Consider the following 17,150-nt stretch of genomic DNA (forward strand, 5'->3'; position numbering starts at 1 on the left):
TAAAATATATAAAATATTAAAGTATAACGAATTAAAATATAAACTAAACTGATATGCAAAAATAGAAAACATTTAAGGTTTATACTAGGTTTATATAGACAATCTACACACTGTTATGAACAATTTATATTTTACATAATATAAATTATAGTTCTTAACAATACTTGTTTAAATGCCTGTAAAAACCTATTATTTTTGACTAAAAAATTAAATAGCATGATAAATAATTATCAGCATTATAAATACAGTTAATATTTATTAAATGCTTTTCTTACTAATTTGGTATTTATAAACACTTCAAAATTAAATTGTTAATATCTTTTTGCGCTTATTGTTACTTGAATTCTTACAAATAATAATCATATTATATTATTTTTCTTACGTATTAGCGATAAATAGTGTTTTTAATCGATGAAATAAGAAAATTTAACATTTACGTCGATTATTATTGCACTTAATCTATATAAATTTGTCGTGTTGAGTTGTTAATCCCAAATTAACGATATAAACAAATTGAAAAACAAAAAAATTAAACATAACGCTAGTTAAAATCTTAACCTACTTACTATGAAAAAATTATGTACTCTATTGGGAGTTCTTCTATTTGTTTCAGGAAGTGCCCAAACGACAAATGTTACTTACAAAACATCGACTTTAAATTTCTCAAACCCAGAACGAGGTTTTTATAAACATACCTCGGCAGGTACTGGAACTTATAAAGCTTTGACTCAAACAACTATAACTAATTACAGAGTTCTTAATAATATTTCATTAATATATAGAGCATTTCCTTTAAATGATTTTATAGATACACCTATTTCAGAAAGTTACTTAGCCAATATGCAGAGTGATTTTGATAAAATTAGAAAAGCTGGAATAAAATGTTTTATTCGTTTTACCTATTCTGATGATCAAGATGTACCCAAGAGAGATGCTACTAAAGAAATGATGTTAACACATATAAAGCAAATAAAACCGCTTTTACAAGCAAATGAAGATGTTATAAGTTTAATGCAGGCTGGGTTTATAGGAGCTTGGGGCGAATGGTATTATACCAGTCAAGCTGATTTTGGTGGTGAAGGTTATGATGGCTTAAAAGCAACAACAACTAACATAAATAATAGGAAAGAGATTGTTGAAGCATTATTAGATGCTTTGCCTGCAAGCAGAATGCTTCAAGTGAGAACTCCTACATTTAAACAAGGATTGTATTCTAAAAATGCATTAACTACTACGCAAGCATTTTCAGAAACATCTTTAGCAAGAATAGGACATCACAATGATTGTTTCTTAGCCAGCTCTTCAGATTATGGGACTTATAATGACGTAACTACACAATATCCTTATCTAGCTCAAGACACAAAATTTGTTCCTATGGGAGGCGAAACTTGTACTTTAAATTCTCCAAGAACCGATTGTGCCACTGCTCTATCAGAAATGAAAAAATTCCATTGGTCATTTTTAAATTTAGATTATTATCCTGGCGTAATTGATGGTTTTGAAGCCAACAATTGTTTTACAGATGTTCAAAAAGAATTGGGTTACCGATTTCAGTTAACAACTGCTACTTTTCCAAAATCACAATTATTAAAAGATAAATTACCAATTACTTTAAAAATTATAAATAGTGGTTTTGCTGCTCCTTTTAATGAACGAAAAGCCTATTTAGTTTTAAAAAATTTGGCAACTAATCAAGTCTTTTCAATTTTGATGGCTTCAGACCCTAGAACTTGGCTTGGTCCAACTGAATTAACCATTAACGAAAATCTTACTTTACCAACTAATTTAACTACTGGTAATTATAAATTGTATTTACATCTTCCTGATAACATGCCTACATTGGCAAATAGATCTGAATATGCGATTCGTTTTGCAAACGATAATATTTGGGATGCTACCACTGGTTATAATGATTTAAATTATACTATTAATGTTACTGACATTAATTTAGGTACAGTTGATTCTTCTAAAATTAACATGACTATTTATCCTATACCTAGTAACAATGAATTGACTGTAGAGTTTGAAGGTATTAACGATTATCAAATTACTATGTTTAATTCGTTAGGGCAAAACGTTATAATTTCAAAAAAATCAGAAGCTAATAAAACAATAATTAATACATCAAATTTAAGTGAAGGATTGTACTTTTTAGAATTTGCTAAAGGTGCTTTTAGAGATACTAGAAAAATTATTATTAAACATTAATTTTTAATACAAAATAAAAAAAGGATTATATGTTTTATATAATCCTTTTTTTTAAATTTAATATTATCTTATTGTTGCTCAATAATAATTTTCTTTTTTGTTTTCTTTTTCAAGTTGTATTTTACTCCAAATCGAAAAGCATTTGAATAGAATTTATCTTGATCATAAATCTCAAAATTAAATGTCAGCGCTGTATAATCAAATAATTGATAGGATAAATTACCTATATAACGTCTGAAATTTTTAGTATAATCGTCAAGGAAATATCCGGCTTCTACTCTTGAATTAAAATTCCTAATTTTAAATTCCCAACCTATACCTGTTCCTCCAAAGTTTCTATTTGAAAGCATCCAATACGGATATCCATCTTCTAAATCTCTGTTACCTCGTGTTATCTGACCTTCAATAAAAGGTACAAATTTTGATTTTCTTATTACGCCTTTGTCTAAAACCATTCTTAATGATAGAGCTCCTTCTATACCATCATCAAAAGTGGCAATTTCATAATTATCCTTGTCAATGGTTGTAAATACCTTTCTGGCCAATGGTGATTTTCTATTTGGATTAAGAATTGCGGTATTGATAGTGTCTCTTGAAAGTAATCCGTTAGTATAATAATTTCCTTCAAATGAAATGTTAGTATTAATTACTTTAAATAAATAAAAATCTTGGTTTAAACTCAAACGTAAATTATATATATTCTGGTTTAATCCAGGTGCAAACTCTACTGGCAACAGATTAAGTTCGGCCGATCTAAAGCTTTTTTCTTTTGCTTTACTATATCCTAAACCAGCTTGATAATAGGCTTTTGTAGCTTCATTTGCCTCTACTCTAGCTCTATACCAGTATTGTGGTTTACCCTCTATTTCAGCTGTTTTAAACTTGTATTCTAAACCACCCAATGTGTTTTCATAATTACTTGGGTAATTGGTATCAATTACTAATTTATAGTATTTAGTTCGAGTAACTCCTACGCTATGAAGGTTCTCCTTTTTGTCATAAAAATTATAGGAAAAAATATTATTAAAAAATGAATTTACATTTTGATTGGTTTGCAGTAAAGAATTGAAATCAACAAAATCACCTTTAGTTAATCTGTATTCTTTAACTATAGCTTTCATAACATTTGGATAGAATAATTCAGACTCATTCTCTATTAAATACTGTTGAATTTCATCCTCTTCATACACAACATCTTTATTGTATGTTTTTCTTAAATCTTCTTTATCTTCACTTTCAGGTAAAGAATTAGCTAAAATCCAAGCCTCTTTAAAACGACCCATTTCATGATATACATTACTCATAAGTATTTTTGCCTTATCATCATTAGGATTCTCTGCAATATATTTTAAGTATTCTTTTTCAACCAATTTAGATTGTCCTGACTCAATATACCACCCCATTTTGGTTGCAAAATCAATGTTCTTTGCTATTGACGACCATTCTATTGCTTTACGATAATCTAAACTATCGGCATATAACCAAACTATTTGCTCGCCAAACTCAGCAAAATCTTCTGTTGGTTTTTTATCACTTAACTCTTTAATAGCTTCTAAAGTATCGTATTCTAATAAATGCCTTAGATAATTTTTATAATTTGTAGTAGAATTGTCAATGGCATATAAATTTTTCAGCGCCATTCTAATTTTTAACTCATTTTCCTCAGTATTGTAATTGTTAATATAAGTATTTAATAATTCTTTATCAAACGGATTGACTAATAACTGCTCCGTAGTCCATTTTTCTGTTATTGCATCATTGGGATATCCTATTACTCTATCTAATTCTTTTGAGTACATGATGTTTTCTTTTGTAGGATATTTTTTTACATGTTCGTCTAATAATTTCCATACTTCTGTTCCTCTTTCATCCCAAGACATATATTTACTATACTTATTCCAAGTTATTGAATCAATATCTGGAGTATTTATCATTTTATTTTTTAAGCTAGCTAAATAAATATTTAACTTTTTCTTTTCAAGTTCTTCAAAGTAAGCGCCTGATCTAAATTTCTTTACAGCAATATTATAGAGTTTTACTTCTTCAAGTACTGCCCTATTTAAGCTTGCTTGATTTGCTTTCTGATTTGGTGTTTTATAGTTTAAATCTAATATGGTTATTTTAGGTTTATTGTTATAAATAGAATACATATAGCCATCTAAGAAAGGGGTTTTAGAAAATAATGCCACTTCATTTTTGAGTCTGCCTTCAATTTTTTCGGCATTTTCTGCACTACCGTACATGAACCAATATTGTTTTGTTACTTCTCCTGGATTGGTTTGACTAATAGTATACAATCCATTTTCGGATTTATGATTATATCTTGATGCACGCCAATCAATAACAATTTCGGCAGCATCATTTCCGTTTAAAAAACGTAATTGTGGATACGCATTTGTTATTTGTTTGATATATTTTTTAAACTCAGGAAGCATGGCTTTATCACTGCCTTTTGATTTTCTCCAACCATAATTTAATTCATTTCTTAAGCTATAATGTCCCGCTCTTGCATTTGCAGTACTAGGAATTTGAAAAACATCATCAGGATGCACAAAATGTGTCCAAATTCCTGTAAATAAATACATTGATTGTTGATAATACTTTGCTTCTTCGCTCATGTAAAAGCCACTTGAAATTCTTGGATAATCAAAAAAATCGTTATTGTAAGGATCATAATCAAATTCTCTGTCCCCACCTTCTTTTTTTATACCTAAATACAAACTACACATATATTTTAGCGAAGGCATTGCTTTTTTAAGTTCTTTAATTCCTTCTTTATCAATGTCGTTTGAGGGTGGTACATAAGTTGTAGGTAATTTACCAAAATTACTGATTTCCCATTTTTTCTTCACGGTATTCATGGAAGTATTAATAAATATAGGATTTTTCCATAAATGTTTTAATAAAGAAACATGATTGTATCCATGAAAAGCAATTTCGTGACCGTCATTAGCTACATCTTTAACAAGCCAATCAGGAATAGGTTCAGTTTTATTGTTTATTGTAATTTTTCTTGAATTCCATTGGTCTAAAGTAAATGGTGGAACTATCTTATTTCTATAATCAAAAGTGGTCATTGCTGAGTAAGGAATTTTATATTCTTTAGCTAATTTTTTCATATCGGGCCACCATACTTTTTTTACAAAATCCTCCATATTCATATTCATTTCTGAAGCAATTGGTTCTGCCATAATATTATAAAGAGGAGAAGGGAAATCATCAAGAAATATGGTACTTGTATTTGCAACAGGATAAGGTATTGCTTCTAGACCTTTTAAAATTCCTGCAAATAATAATCCTCTATCTTCTTTAAGGAAATTGTTTGTGCTATTAATGAGAATTACACGACCAGTACCTATTTTATTTTCTATAATTGTAGGGTAATTTTTATTATTAAGAGCTGTTGCCAAAAATTTAATTTTGTTAGAGAAATTTGATGATGCAAATCCATAATGTTTCAAATTAGAGAAGTACTTTTTATCTTTTGCGTTTGGGAAAATATTATAATTAAAATAAAATCCCGAGGATTTGACATCTGTGGCAAATTCGGCTTCTGGTATAAATCCGAAAAAGTAAGAAAATCTATGATCTTCATTTGCATATGGCAAAAAAAGTGTTCCTCCATTGGTTACAAAATCTAATAGTTTAGGTATAGAAGCATCATTTAACTTTTTTGTATCATAAACTGATAAAACTCTAGTGGATGAAGCTATCTTAATAGTTGAATTCCATAAGTTTAGTGGTATGGAGCGAAATGGTAGTTTTGTATAGTCACATGTTTTTTTAATATTTGCATTATACAACTTGCTTTGAATCTCTTTTTCGTCAACTATAAATTCTATTAGCGGTTGATTACTCATACCAAGTTCGGCATATCTCTTAAATACTTTATCTTCTTCATTTTTTACATCTTCTTTTAAATCAATTAAATCCGCAATTTTTAAATCTGACCAATCATCTAAACCCTCACAACTAGATATAGCAAGAAATCCTAATACAAATAGGAGGAATTTTAAACTTACTTTAAGTTTTGTGTTTATAAATTTCATTTTAAAATATTAAATCAGAAATTTTACTTTCTTCGGGTTCATTAACAATTTCATAAACTTTTAGTACGTCTGAATTGTAAAAAAGATTTATTTTTCTGCCTCTATTTTTCAATTCTTTAAGTCTCTTTTTTAGCAATGAATTTAAATTTTTATTTGCTGCAAAAGCATTATTTTCAGTTTTACTTTTGTCATTTAAAACAAAAACCAAAACGCTTTTAGTTAGTGTGTATTTTGGATACTTTACTAAAAATTTTGGGTCTTTTATGTTTTTAAAATAGATCGCATCTCTTTTAAGATAGTCTTCTATAAAGAATTCATAGTTTATAAAAAAGTGTTTATTGGCACTTATAACCTCAGTAGCAGGATCATTTACAACTGAATATTTCAAATGAAAGAAACTTTGATAGATTTTATCGTATGCATTTAATATTTCCTTTGGAGTTTGATCAGATTCGGTTAGTAAATTAATATTTTTCTTTTGGTAATGTATAGAATAATAGACTATTACAGTTATTAATACACTAACAGTTAAAGGACTAAACCTTTTAAATCTATGAAATACAAAATTCAATATTCTAATAACAATTGCTGCATTAAATCCTATAACTATAGGAATAAAAATAGATAAAGAATTATGCAACATGTCAATATCAATCCACTCGCTTTTAACATAAGTAAGTGCAATTAGAAAATTAAAAAAAATGAAAAAAACAATGGCTGATCTCCAATTTTCTTTTCTTAATATTACCAACAATAATACAAAAAATAAGCCAATGAAAGTACTTAATTGAGCGTAAAAGATGATTAATTTATAAGGTAAAATTAGTTGTGGTACATAGGTATAAGAACTCACCGAAAGTAAATTGGATTGCAAATAATCAATTATTCCAATTCTTTGAAAATAACATGCAAAACTATAAATAGCAAATAATAAAAGAAGTGCTAAAAAATAAGATGAAAATGCAATTAAGTTATCTATCTTATATTTTCGTTTTGTAAAAATTAAACCAATTATTAAAAAAGGAGGAATTAAAATTAAAAGTGTAAATAAATCTATTAAACCAATAGTTGTAAAAACTAAAACAAAACTTACCAAAAAAGAGACTTTACTTATTTTTAACAATGTTGGTTTTAAATAAAATACAAAAGCGGGTAAAGCAAATGTTAGGGCCATAAAAGTTGGATTGCCTTTTAGTAAAAAGTAAATATTTAGAGGTGTCAAAACATAAACCATTGCAAAAAAAAGCGAGGCAATTGTAGGAGCAAGTATTTTAGAAGGAGTTAATTTGTTGATAATCCAAAATATAATAATGGCTATAAGTGTTGACTCTAAAATTGAAATTACTTGAAGTGCAATTTCAGGGCTTACATCAGTAATTTTGCCGTAAAAATTAACAAAAGCTAATTCAGCATCGGTAGCTAATTCGTAAGTAAACCAATATTGATTATCAAACTGAATAACTTTATTCAAATCATAAATCCAAGCATCTGACAGCGAATAATTATCATATATTATAAAGTAATACCTACTGGCAAATGTTACAGCGCCAATTAATATTGTGAGAATTAAAATTAGAGTATTGTTGTTTCTTTCTTTATTTGAAGACTCGAATGAAAACCAAAACCAAAAAGATTTTTTGTTTTCAATATTTCTCAAAAAGTCTAATAATGCAGTCTTTATTTGAGTATTAAAATAATTCCTAGGATTTGCAAGATTTTTTATTCCTATAATATCAATTAAAATGATAAATAAAAAGATGATTAAACAGTTAAATAAATTATATGCGTTTAATTGTACTAAAATAAAAATCATTACGATTAATATACTACTGTATCGAAACCAATTGGTGACAATAAAATCTAAAAAATTTACATGTCGTTTAACATTTACAAATTTCCTGTGTAAGTAAAATAAAAACAGTATGATACCGCAAAGTCTTAAAAAACCCATTAATATGGAACTTGTTAAAAACATCATACTTTTATTATTTAAATTTAGGAATACTTTGTAAGTCAATATTACCTATAAAGTATTCAAATTTTGATGGTTCAATTTTTTCAACTATTTGATTGAATAATTTTTTAGAATCAGCATATTCAATTAAAATAACTGGAATCTTTGAGTTTTCATTAATAGATTTTAATCTAATTAATTGATTAATAAATTCATTATTGTCTCTTAAATTGTAGCTTTTGTCTTTAAAACTATAATTGCTAGCAACTGACTCTATAACAATTGCATTAATGTAAGACGCAGTTTCGGGAATTAAATCTAAACCAGCATTTTGTAAAAACTCCTTTTTTGGATAAATTTCTTTTATCTTTTTTAATAAATTAACTAAATCCTTTTTTTGATCTTTTTGAGGACCATAAATCGTGAAATTATCTATATTATCTAAAAACAGGCCGTCAAATCCTTTTGATAGCGTTTTATCTACAATACTTAATAAAGTTTCTTGAGTTTTATTTGATTTAAGGTTTAAATAATAGCTGTCCCAATTTTCGTTTTTTCCTATTGTATTTTCTTTTAATACTTTAAAATAAGGAGCATTTATATTTACCTCACCTAAGCTAATATAAGCAAATACTTTTGAATTTTGAGCTTTGATTGTTTTAATTTGCTTAGAAGTGTAGTTCAACGACTCTAATATAACATAAGTATAGCCTTTTATAGATTCTGGTTTTACTTTACCATAACAAACCAAAACAGTACTTTTTTTTACAGTGCTTTGGAATGGTGTGTTAGTCAATATTGATGGTAAAATATAAAGCAAAATTTTAATAAGCTGCATAATAATAGTAATCTAGATTCTTGAAAAACTTGATATTTGCTTGCAAAGTTAACGCTACAAAAAGTCCTGCTCCAAAAAGCATTCCAACAACACTGTATTCATAAGCAAAAAATCGACTTAACACAAAACCTAAAAATAAATTAAGTAAACAGGCATAAATTATTGATTTTAATGGTTTTAACGACTGACCTAATGTGAATAAATACAAAGAGTTAAGCATCCCCCAGGCAAGTAACATATACCCTACTCCTCCTATTACACATACTTTTATACTTAAATTTAATAGCACTTCATGAAACTGGGCTTCAAATCCCCAAGAGGCCGTTATTATAAAATAAATGAATGTAAACGCTGCAAAGCTAGTTAAAAAAAGCAATAAAACTTGTTCCCAATACATTTTACGAAGCTGATTGTTAAATACCTCTGGAGTTTTGTGATCAGTAATTTTTTGTCCTATATCAATAAATCTTGTGAATGATGCTATACTATACTCTAAAACTCCTGAGAGTAATAAAAAAACTAATATAGCTAAATCCATTCCTAACTCATAATTTTTTTCAAAATAAACTAAAAAAGGTAGATTTCCGTTAATTCCAGAAGACCATGCCATGATTCTATCCATGAAGATGAATACATAAATAAAAATCCCGTAAAAGAAATATTGATAGTTATGATACAACAAAACGGGAACCTTGATTTTATTACCACTTATAGATTTTTTATTTTTTGTTAATCTAGAAAAGTATATAACTAAAAATAATTTTGATACTAATATAGCTGTTGCAATACCTATCCAATGGGTTGCAAAAATCAATAAAGTTGTTGTTTCTTTCAAAACAATCGAAACGACAGTTCCTGAAAAAATAGCTAAAGTAATTACCCAGCGTTGTTTAATAGTGTGTAAAGGAGCTAATAGTAATAATAACATTCCTATTAAGAAAGCATATGCAAAAACTACAAACAAGATTTCATAAGGGTAAATATGAAAAAAGAAATTTAATAGAAAGATAACTGCCAGTACTACAAAAATTGAAATCATCCCAACTTTGTGTAAATAGTTAATGGTTTGCTTCATCATTTTATAATCTTCATAATTAAAGTAAAAAGATGCTTGCTTACCAATAACTTGAACAAAACCTCCAGTAGATATTAAACCAACAACTACCCCTAGTACTACGGCAGTTGATTGTATTTCGTTGAATCCGACAAAAGTCCATAAGGAGTAACCAAAAAATATAATTGCAGCTATTTGAATTAAAATGGGCAGAAGATGAAAAATCCCTAGTGAATAATATTCAGCAAAAATCTTTGCCTTTACCCACAAATAATCAGAAACTTGAATAGTTTTTGGTTGAGTAGCTTCAACTTCTTTTTCTTTGGCATTTTTAGCTCCTAAATAATATTCATCTGTTGTTAGTTCATAGAATACTAAATCTGCTAAATCTTTTATGGAGTTAAATCCATAATCATCTTTAGTGTCCTTTTCTCGTATTCCTAATGATTCTATTGTAGCAGCAACAACTTGGCTACTTACGGGCTTGCCGATTTTGTCCTTAGTATTTTCTATTAAGGCTCTAATGTTTGTGAAGTGATTTTCCATTGTAGATTTGGGTTCTATTTTTGGTTAATTAAAAAAAGTGCTCTTTATGATGCCTCCATAGCCTCTTCTTGATGTATTTGTGTATTAAGATATATTGGCTCTTGAACTTTTTTGTTGACTATGAAATCGTAAGCAATCTCATATTCTTTTATGAATTTATCTATTGTAAAATTATCTATTACTTTTTTACGGGCATTTTTACCCATTTGTCTTCTTAAAACTTCATCTTGTAATAAAGTGATAACACTTTTTCCTAATGCTTTGTAATCTTTAGGTTTACAAATAAATCCACATTTCTCATCTAATGCTTCAGTTACTCCTCCTACATCAGTAGCAACTACAGGAATTCCGCAACTCATTGATTCTAAAACAGTATATGGAAAACCTTCAGAAATAGAAGTTAATATTGAAATATCACCTTCGCAAAAAAGTTCATGTGGTTTATCATGATAACCTGCTAAAATGAAGTTTTCTTCTAAGCCTAATTTTTTGATAAGTGTTGTGCACTCTTTTGTATATTCTGGAACTGCATTATTATCTCCATAAACCAAATATTTCACATTTGGGATTTCTTGTTTTACAACATCACACGATTTAATCATTGTGATAATATCTTTTAATTCAAAAATTCTAGCTGCTGCAACAACAGTCGGAACATTTTCTAAATGTGCTGGTTTTGCTATAGGTGAAAAAAGATCAACATCTATTCCATTATAAATTACGTCAATCTTGTTTGGATTTGCTCCATACATTTTTTCCCAAGAAATATTGAATTTATTTACTGATAAAATTAAATCAGATTTGTAATACACTACTCTTGTTATACATTCTGAGAACTTAATTAATAAGTTTTTCAAGAAAAATGAATATTCAGATGAATTTATAGCAATCAATCGTTCTCTAATGAAAACACCATGCTCTGTTGCAATAATAGGGGTGCCATATTTGTATTTTAAAACTAAAGCAGGAATTACAGGAAAACCTGATAATGTTAAGTGCGAAACGTCAACTTTAGGAACATCGATAGAAATTGGAATCAAGAAACGATAAATCCAACGCATTCCTACTGTAAAGTCATATAATGTTGCGCTATAATGGTTGTCTTTAGCAATTATTTCAGAAACTGTATTACAAAAAGATTTCCAAACAGCTACACTCTTCATAGTATTTTTGTAATCGTGTTTTTGAAAAAACTGCCACATATCAAAAATGGTATCATCAATATCTTCTACATCTGATTTTTCATTGTATATGTGATTCAACAATCTTTCAAAAATCGGAATAAATTTTTCGACTATTTCATCTGAGTCGTTTTGTTCCTTTCTATTTACTGTTTTGTGGTATTTCTTACCATAACTTATAAGTTCTTGAGGCTCAAGCGGAGACCATAGTGGAACTTGTATAACATTTTTTACATTATCACTCAATTCATATTTAGATTTTTGCTCAAAATCTGCATTAATAGAATATAAAGTATAATTAACATTTTTAACTTTATTACAAAGCATATGAGCCCAAGTTGAAACTCCACCTCCATTAAATGGATAAGTTCCTTCTAAAATTAACATTACATCGTACTTGCTTTTCATATTTTATAAAGTTTGTTCTTTGCATTCTAAAACCAATGGTTTTTTGTATAAAGTGAGTTTAATACTGTTTTAACATTTGTTTCTTTAGCAAAGATATTTTGACTTTATTTAATAAAAAAAGAATGTCTCTGAAATCTGTTGTAAACACTTATAAAACCGATGAAATACACGTTTAGTTATCCCAAATGTGATTACAAAAAATAGGTTAAAATAAATAAAGTTAGTACATCGATAAAATGATGTATTTCATCGAGTTGACCATTTTAGGAAATGAAAATTAGAACATATTTTCTCTAATTTTTTTTCCAATAAGTAAAATTAGTTTCAATTTGTAGTCTTCGATAAGCCATTCTCTATAATTTTTACTGCAATGACTTAAACATTTTGCATAGCGTTTCATTCTACATTCTATATCGTCTTGAAGCTCTTTTGCTAATTGTTTTGCTTCATACAACCCTTCTGAATTATCAACACACATACTAGCATGCTGTTCTAAAGATTTTTCAACGACAACTTTAGAACGAAGATTTTGTGCAATGGCAATTTTGTGTTCTTCATCAATATCAAAAGTAACTACTTTAGTTTTACTAAATTTAGCTCGCAATTCAGGTGGCATTTGATATTTAAAATAGAGTTCTATTTCAGCATCATCACGTAAGTTTTCTAAATAAAATTCGGGAGATTTAAAGATATGTTGCCAATCTACGGGTTCGCTCCACAATCCGAATCTTGCCGCATTATTTCCTAAATCTATTACAATGAAAGTATCTTTATTAGGTAATTTTCTAGAACCACGGCCTATCATCTGATAATATAAAGTCAATGACTTTGTGGCGCGATTTAAAATAATAGTTTCTACCGTAGGTTCATCAAATCCTGTTGTTAATATGCCTACAGAAGTCAATATAGCATCTGGCGTTTTTTTAAACCAAGCTAATATTTCTCTTCGATCCTCAGCATTACTTGTGTTGTCTAAATGTCGAATCGGGTAACCAGCTTCTCTAAAAGTTTCATAAACATAGAGCGATGTGTTGATTCCGTTATTGAAAATTAATGTCTTTTTACCCAGCGATTTTTCTGTATAAGCATGCAACAATTTTTCTTGCATAGCCATATTAGAGTATAAATCATCGGAAGATTTTACCGTATAGTCACCGTTAATTCCAACTTTTAATGAGGTTAACCCAACATCGTAACTATAAGTGATTGCTTTTGCTAAAAAGCCATTATTTATTAGTGACAAAATGGTATCTCCTACTACCAATTCATCATAATTTTGATTCATGGGTAACTTGATATTAGAACTTAATGGAGTTGCTGTTACGCCAAGTATAAATGCATTTTTGAAAGAACTTAATAATTTTCTAAAAGAATTATAATGTGCCTCATCAATGATGACTAATCCAATGTTGTCTAAATGTAATTTCTCATCATTTATACGATTTTTTAAAGTTTCTACCATGGCAACAAAACACGAATAATCGTTTTGATCAGGAAGTTCTTTTACTTTACTATTTATGATTTTATTTTTTACATCAAAAGTTTTTAGCATTTTTGATGTTTGCTTGCATAGTTCTATTCTATGGGTAAGTACAACAACTTTCTTATCGTGTTTAGATAAATATCGTCTAACAATTTCAGAGAAAATTACTGTTTTCCCTCCTCCTGTAGGTAATTGATATAATAAATGATAATTGCTAGGAGAATTGTCTAAACGCTCAAAAATGGCATTAATGTCACCTTTTTGGTAACTGTAAAGCTCTTTTTTCTCTTCTACTTCAAGATCAAAATCTTTTTGAGACATATTCTAATTTTTGAATTTTGCAAAAGTACACCTAAAAAAGAGTTATTCGATGTTAAAATAAATGTATTTGATTTAAATACTAAAAATTAATATTCTAAGCGTTCTAAAATGGCATTGAATTCGTAATTATTAGACCAATTTTGTAAAATAGCAGTATCTCTAATAGTGTTCGCTCTAGATTGAAATTCGTAAAGAATATTTTTTTCAATCATAAAACTAATAGCTTGCTGAAAAGAGTTGAGCATTCTTTTATAAAATAATTCTTGTTTGATTACTTTCTCAGAAGTATATGTTTGAGCAATTTCAATGGTGAACAACATTAAATCGGCAATAATAAATGAGTCAACACCAAGAAGAATAAAATGTTTGATGTATTTTTGAGAAATGGAACGTCTTAGCTTTGCTTTTTTTCCTCGGATGGGAAAATATTCATTAGAAATTTTGAGTTTAGCTTCTTGAACTAATTTTTTTTCATTTGGATTAAAAACAAAATCATAATATACTTTTACATCAGTAAACTTATCATAAAGTTCAAGAATCTGCTCTTCAAGTTGTTCTTTATTAAGTTCGGTTATATATTTTTTTAAATCTCGTTTGCTCATTATTTGTTAATATTTAACAAAAGTAAGCTACTTTACCTATCAAAAACGAATGATATTAACTAATTTTGCAATATCAAAAAAAATAAAATAAATAAATGAATAAGATTTTTAAATATACTGCGATACTTGAAGGATTTTCATACCTAGCACTATTGTCTAATATGCTTTTTATTAAACCAAATAACACAGATCTCTATAAATTTTTTTTATTTCCTATTGGAATGGCGCACGGAATATTATTTATTGGATATGTTATTTTTTCAATTTTGATTAAAAACAATCAAAATTGGAGTTTTAAAGACTTAGTTGTCGTGAATATTGCTTCATTTATACCATTTGGAACTTTTTACATTGAAAAAAAGTATTTAAAAAATGCATAACACATTGAATAAAATATTTGATTGGTGTTATCCTTTACTAAGAAAATGGGGATTTCAAGATACCTTAGCTTCTTATTTGAGTTTGGTTGTCAATATTGCGATTCTTTGTTTTTTTTCCTATATCATTTATTTAGTATTTCGATTTGTTTTAGTTCGATTAATGGAAATCATTGCCAAAAAAACTAAAACGAAGTTTGACGACTTATTAATATCCAATAAAACTACTAAATACATTTCGCATCTTATTCCACTTTTATTCATTTATAAATCAGTGCCAATTATTTTAAATGATTATGTTTATTGGGAATCCATCTTCGGAAAACTAGTCGGCATTTATATTGTCTTATTGGTGTTATGGATTATTAGAACCATCTTTAATGCGTTTAGAGACTATCTAAAACTAATACCGGAATATAGTGACAAACCCATTGACAGCTTTATTCAGGTTATCATGATAGTATTGTGGATGATTGGAATTACTGTCATTATTTCAGAATTATTTGAAATTAAACCGAACACTTTATTTACAACTCTTGGAGCGGTTTCAGCAATTGTTATTTTAATTTTTAGAGATACTATATTAGGATTTGTGGCTAGTGTTCAAGTTTCACTAAACGATATGGTTCGAATTGGTGATTGGATTACCTTTGATAAATTTGGTGCAGATGGAGATGTAATTGAAATTAACTTAGCTACAGTAAAAGTTAGAAATTTTGACAATACAACCACTACAATTCCAACTTATAGTATGATTTCTGATTCTTTTAGAAATTGGCGTGGTATGCTCAATTCTGATGGTAGAAGAATAAAAAGGCATCTATTAATAAAAGCAAAAAGTATTCGATTTTTAAGTGAAACCGATTTGGAAAACATGAAAAAAATCCAAATTATAAGCTCTTATATTGATGCACGTCAAAAAGAAATAGAAAAATACAATACCCAAAATAACATCGATAAATCGTTACCAATAAATGGTAGAAACCTAACCAATTTTGGTTTGTTTAGAAAATATATAACAGAATATCTTTATCATTACCCCAGCCTTAATAAAGATATGATTCTAATTTGTAGACAATTGCAACCAACAGCTCAAGGAATTCCATTAGAGATTTATACTTTTACAAAAGACAAACGTTTTGAAAATTATGAATACATAATGGCCGATATTTTTGATCATATTTTTGCGTCTATTACCTATTTTGATTTAGAAGTTTTTGAGATGCCTACAGGTAATAGTTCAACGGTTTAAAATAGTGAATTCTAATCTTCTAAACGATCACTTATATATTCAATTTCGGTTTTGCCATGTGGCTTTGGCTTACCATTTTCGTCAAGAGAAACCATAGTTGTTGTATCGATAGTAATAATAGTTTCTCGTGTCATCATATTTCGAGCTTCCGATTTTAAAACAAGTGAAGTTGTTCCAAATTTAACCACGTCAATTCCAATTTCAATAATATCGCCCTGCCTAGCTGAACTTCGAAAATTAATTTCAGACATGTGTTTAGTTACTATTCTAGGATTTTCTAATTGAATAATTGCATATAAAGCCAACTCTTCATCTAACCACGCTAAGAGTTTGCCACCAAACAATGTACCGTTGGGATTTAAATCTTCGGGCTTCACCCATTTTCTTGTATGAAATCGCATTTTGATTGTTTTTATTTAATGTAAAAATAATCATTTTACTATTGCTTTTTTCTTTAATTTTAAAACAAAAAAGTATGATACAAAGAGATGTATTGCTAAAAGAATTCAGAGGTGAATCTATTGGTGAAGTAAATGCTACTTCATCAGCTGACGAAGCATTTCAAAATCAGGTACTTCGACCAATTTTAAAATTGCAAAACGATTTGCTTGTTCTGTCTTTTAAAAATTATGTCAGTAAAAACAAAATCGATTTTAAAACCAAGTCAGTCGAAAAAAAACTTATGAGTATTGAAAATGCCGTTCAAAAAGATATTAAGTATAGAAATGCTTTAAAAGGAATGATTATAGGACTATTTACAATTGATGAATATTCAACTTATATAAAAAACTCTTCCAATTTAAATAAAAGAATGATGGGAATGCTAATAGAGAGATTAAAAAGTCAAGCGCAATTATTTGATGAGTACTAAAATATC

At 28.1% G+C, this 17,150-nt stretch carries 12 protein-coding genes; 4 read left to right on the forward strand and 8 right to left on the reverse strand.

What is annotated here, in order from left to right:
• Positions 1–567 precede the first annotated feature (567 nt).
• Entirely contained in the window at positions 568–2,208 is a 1,641-nt protein-coding gene (locus ACFQ0S_RS06245; protein WP_379754846.1) for a T9SS type A sorting domain-containing protein, read from the forward strand.
• A gap of 68 nt (positions 2,209–2,276) precedes the next feature.
• Here the strand turns inward: ACFQ0S_RS06245 and ACFQ0S_RS06250 are convergent, their stop codons facing one another.
• The 7 genes from ACFQ0S_RS06250 to ACFQ0S_RS06280 all read right to left on the reverse strand — a co-directional run bounded on the left by ACFQ0S_RS06250 (position 2,277) and on the right by ACFQ0S_RS06280 (position 14,644).
• Positions 2,277–6,257 (reverse strand): DUF2194 domain-containing protein, encoded by a 3,981-nt coding sequence (locus ACFQ0S_RS06250; protein WP_379754849.1) that lies wholly within the window; start codon positions 6,255–6,257, stop codon positions 2,277–2,279.
• A gap of 1 nt (position 6,258) precedes the next feature.
• Complete coding sequence (locus ACFQ0S_RS06255; protein ID WP_379754852.1) at positions 6,259–7,914, reverse strand: hypothetical protein; 1,656 nt, start codon at positions 7,912–7,914, stop codon at positions 6,259–6,261.
• 328 nt (positions 7,915–8,242) lie between these two features.
• Positions 8,243–9,049 (reverse strand): endo alpha-1,4 polygalactosaminidase, encoded by an 807-nt coding sequence (locus ACFQ0S_RS06260; RefSeq protein WP_379754855.1) that lies wholly within the window; start codon positions 9,047–9,049, stop codon positions 8,243–8,245.
• Positions 9,036–10,649, reverse strand: a complete 1,614-nt coding sequence (locus tag ACFQ0S_RS06265; protein ID WP_379754858.1) for a hypothetical protein — start codon at positions 10,647–10,649, stop codon at positions 9,036–9,038. Before ACFQ0S_RS06265 ends, ACFQ0S_RS06260 begins: the two co-directional genes overlap by 14 nt.
• Before the next feature lie 44 nt (positions 10,650–10,693).
• On the reverse strand, positions 10,694–12,238 hold the full coding sequence (pelF, locus tag ACFQ0S_RS06270) for a GT4 family glycosyltransferase PelF (RefSeq protein ID WP_379754861.1): 1,545 nt from the start codon (positions 12,236–12,238) through the stop codon (positions 10,694–10,696).
• A 277-nt stretch (positions 12,239–12,515) separates the two neighbouring features.
• Positions 12,516–14,042: a DEAD/DEAH box helicase gene (locus ACFQ0S_RS06275; protein ID WP_379754864.1), complete on the reverse strand. Its 1,527-nt coding sequence runs from the start codon at positions 14,040–14,042 to the stop codon at positions 12,516–12,518.
• Between the two features lie 86 nt (positions 14,043–14,128).
• A complete protein-coding gene (locus ACFQ0S_RS06280; protein ID WP_379754867.1) occupies positions 14,129–14,644 on the reverse strand; it encodes a DUF6155 family protein in 516 nt (171 codons plus the stop codon).
• 95 nt (positions 14,645–14,739) lie between these two features.
• Here ACFQ0S_RS06280 and ACFQ0S_RS06285 point away from each other — a divergent pair, with 95 nt between their 5' ends.
• Together ACFQ0S_RS06285 and ACFQ0S_RS06290 are read left to right on the forward strand one after the other, a co-directional pair.
• A complete protein-coding gene (locus ACFQ0S_RS06285) occupies positions 14,740–15,024 on the forward strand; it encodes a DUF3817 domain-containing protein (RefSeq protein WP_379754870.1) in 285 nt (94 codons plus the stop codon).
• A complete protein-coding gene (locus tag ACFQ0S_RS06290) occupies positions 15,017–16,273 on the forward strand; it encodes a mechanosensitive ion channel family protein (RefSeq protein WP_379754873.1) in 1,257 nt (418 codons plus the stop codon). The genes ACFQ0S_RS06285 and ACFQ0S_RS06290 overlap by 8 nt, the downstream gene beginning before the upstream one ends.
• An 11-nt stretch (positions 16,274–16,284) precedes the next feature.
• Here ACFQ0S_RS06290 and ACFQ0S_RS06295 read toward each other — a convergent pair whose 3' ends face one another.
• Positions 16,285–16,674 (reverse strand): acyl-CoA thioesterase, encoded by a 390-nt coding sequence (locus tag ACFQ0S_RS06295; protein ID WP_379754876.1) that lies wholly within the window; start codon positions 16,672–16,674, stop codon positions 16,285–16,287.
• A gap of 74 nt (positions 16,675–16,748) precedes the next feature.
• Between ACFQ0S_RS06295 and ACFQ0S_RS06300 the strand changes: the two genes are divergently transcribed.
• A complete protein-coding gene (locus tag ACFQ0S_RS06300) occupies positions 16,749–17,144 on the forward strand; it encodes a glyoxalase (protein ID WP_379754879.1) in 396 nt (131 codons plus the stop codon).
• Positions 17,145–17,150 lie beyond the last annotated feature (6 nt).

The organism is Flavobacterium myungsuense (assembly GCF_042677265.1).
Lineage (GTDB): Bacteria > Bacteroidota > Bacteroidia > Flavobacteriales > Flavobacteriaceae > Flavobacterium > Flavobacterium myungsuense.

What these genes read in the sequence shown, in the direction of transcription:
- ACFQ0S_RS06245 (WP_379754846.1), top strand. Translation starts at nt 568, where the DNA reads ATGAAAAAATTATGTACTCTATTGGGAGTTCTTCTATTTGTTTCAGGA.
- ACFQ0S_RS06250 (WP_379754849.1), bottom strand. Translation starts at nt 6,257, where the DNA reads ATGAAATTTATAAACACAAAACTTAAAGTAAGTTTAAAATTCCTCCTA.
- ACFQ0S_RS06260 (WP_379754855.1), bottom strand. Translation starts at nt 9,049, where the DNA reads ATGCAGCTTATTAAAATTTTGCTTTATATTTTACCATCAATATTGACT.
- ACFQ0S_RS06265 (WP_379754858.1), bottom strand. Translation starts at nt 10,649, where the DNA reads ATGGAAAATCACTTCACAAACATTAGAGCCTTAATAGAAAATACTAAG.
- pelF (WP_379754861.1), bottom strand. Translation starts at nt 12,238, where the DNA reads ATGAAAAGCAAGTACGATGTAATGTTAATTTTAGAAGGAACTTATCCA.
- ACFQ0S_RS06275 (WP_379754864.1), bottom strand. Translation starts at nt 14,042, where the DNA reads ATGTCTCAAAAAGATTTTGATCTTGAAGTAGAAGAGAAAAAAGAGCTT.
- ACFQ0S_RS06280 (WP_379754867.1), bottom strand. Translation starts at nt 14,644, where the DNA reads ATGAGCAAACGAGATTTAAAAAAATATATAACCGAACTTAATAAAGAA.
- ACFQ0S_RS06285 (WP_379754870.1), top strand. Translation starts at nt 14,740, where the DNA reads ATGAATAAGATTTTTAAATATACTGCGATACTTGAAGGATTTTCATAC.
- ACFQ0S_RS06290 (WP_379754873.1), top strand. Translation starts at nt 15,017, where the DNA reads ATGCATAACACATTGAATAAAATATTTGATTGGTGTTATCCTTTACTA.
- ACFQ0S_RS06295 (WP_379754876.1), bottom strand. Translation starts at nt 16,674, where the DNA reads ATGCGATTTCATACAAGAAAATGGGTGAAGCCCGAAGATTTAAATCCC.
- ACFQ0S_RS06300 (WP_379754879.1), top strand. Translation starts at nt 16,749, where the DNA reads ATGATACAAAGAGATGTATTGCTAAAAGAATTCAGAGGTGAATCTATT.